We start from the raw sequence: 2,205 nt of genomic DNA on the forward strand, positions 1-2,205 counted from the left end.
TCGTTGGAACAGGGGCCTGTGTATCGCGCACCGTAACCGTTTGCGTTTTAGACGATGTGTTGCCACATCCGTCCGTTGCCGTCCATGTTCTTGTGAGTGTGTAATTAAATGGCGAGCTGCCGTTGGTACGTGTCTCGTTAAAGATGACAACCGGTGTGTCGCAGTTGTCCGTTGCAGTTAAGACCGCTGCTGCAGGAACCGCGTTGCACGCTACCGTTGCATCAGCCGGCGCTGCGCTGATCACAGGTGCCTGTGTATCCTGAACCGTGATCGTTTGCGTTTTAGATGCCGTGTTACCGCTTGCATCTGTTGCCGTCCATGTTCTTGTGAGTATGTAGTTCGATGGACAGTTGCCGTTCGTTCTTACTTCGGTAAATGTTACCTCAGGCGTATCGCAGTTGTCCGTCGCAGTTAAGATCGCTGCTGCAGGTACCTCGTTGCACTCTACCGTTACATCGGCAGGCGCCGCACTGATCACAGGAGCCTGGGTATCGCGCACCGTAACCGTTTGTGTTTTAGACGATGTGTTGCCACAGGCGTCCGTTGCCGTCCATGTTCTTGTGAGTGTGTAATTAAATGGCGAGCTGCCGTTGGTCCTTACTTCGGTAAAGACCACAACAGGTGTGTCGCAGTTGTCCGTTGCAGTCAAGACCGCTGCTGCAGGAACCGCGTTGCACGCTACCGTTGCATCCGCAGGCGCTGCGCTGATCACAGGTGCCTGTGTATCCTGAACCGTAACCGTTTGGGTTTTAGATGCCGTGTTGCCGCTTGCATCTGTCGCCGTCCATGTTCTTGTGAGTATGTAGTTCGATGGACAGTTGCCGTTGGTTCTTACTTCGGTAAATGTTACCTCAGGTGTATCGCAGTTGTCCGTCGCAGTCAAGATCGCTGCCGCAGGAACCGCGTTGCACTCAACCGTTACATCGGCAGGCGCTGGGCTGATCACAGGCGCTTGTGTATCGCGCACCGTAACCGTTTGCGTTTTACTTGCTGTGTTGCCACATCCGTCCGTCGCCGTCCATGTGCGGGTAAGCGTGTAATTGTTTGGTGAGTTGCCATTGGTACGTGTCTCGTTAAAGACTACCACAGGTGTGTCGCAGTTGTCCGTTGCAGTCAATGTAGCTGCTACAGGAACCGCGTTACACTCTACCGTTGCGTCCGCAGGCGCCGCGCTGATCACAGGCGCTTGTGTATCCTGTACCGTGATCGTTTGGGTTTTAGATGCTGTGTTGCCGCTTGCATCTGTTGCTGTCCATGTTCTTGTGAGTGTATAGTTCGATGGACAGTTGCCGTTGGTTCTTACTTCGGTAAATGTTACTTCAGGCGTATCGCAGTTGTCCGTCGCAGTTAAGATCGCTGCTGCAGGAACCGCGTTGCACTCTACCGTTGCGTTCGCAGGCGCCGCACTGATCACAGGTGCTTGAGTATCGCGCACCGTAACCGTTTGTGTTTTAGATGCTGTGTTGCCACAGGCATCCGTCGCCGTCCATGTGCGGGTGAGCGTGTAATTGTTTGGTGAGTTACCGTTGGTACGTGTCTCGTTAAAGATTACCGCAGGTGTGTCGCAGTTGTCCGTTGCAGTCAAGATCGCTGCTGCAGGTACTGCGTTGCACGCTACCGTTACATCAGCCGGCGCTGCGCTGATCACAGGCGCTTGTGTATCCTGAACCGTGATCGTTTGGGTTTTAGATGTCGTGTTGCCACAGGCATCCGTCGCCGTCCATGTCCTTGTGAGTATGTAGTTCGATGGGCAGTTGCCGTTCGTTCTTGTCTCGCTGAAGATCACAACAGGTGTGTCGCAGTTGTCCGTTGCAGTTAAGATCGCTGCTGCAGGTACCGCGTTGCACTCTACCGTTGCGTTCGCAGGCGCCGCACTGAGTACAGGGGCCTGTGTATCCTCTACGGTAATCACCTGCGTGCCCACTGCTGTGTTGCCCGCAGCGTCCGTTGCCGTCCATGTCCTTGTCAGTACATAGCTCGAAGGGCAGTCGCCATTGGCCCTTGTCTCGTTGTACACAACAGCCACGCTCGCCGCACAGTTGTCGGTAGCCGTAACCGTTGCCGCACCAGGCACCGCATTGCACGCCGCCGTTACATTGGATGGAACGCCCGAGAGCACCGGTTTTTGTGCATCCACCACCGTTACCGTAAAGCTGCATACCGTCTGCAGTCCCACGTGGTCCGTTGCCGTATAGGTAACCGTTG

Annotated in this window: 1 protein-coding gene; it reads right to left on the minus strand. The window is 54.8% G+C overall.

Annotated features, from left to right (window positions below; all coding sequences use genetic code 11):
• Positions 1-2,205: HYR-like domain-containing protein (locus tag GWC95_RS05410; protein ID WP_202630222.1), on the minus strand; the 2,205-nt coding region annotated here is incomplete at both ends.

This window comes from Sediminibacterium roseum (assembly GCF_009939005.1).
GTDB classification, from domain to species: Bacteria; Bacteroidota; Bacteroidia; order Chitinophagales; family Chitinophagaceae; genus Sediminibacterium; species Sediminibacterium roseum.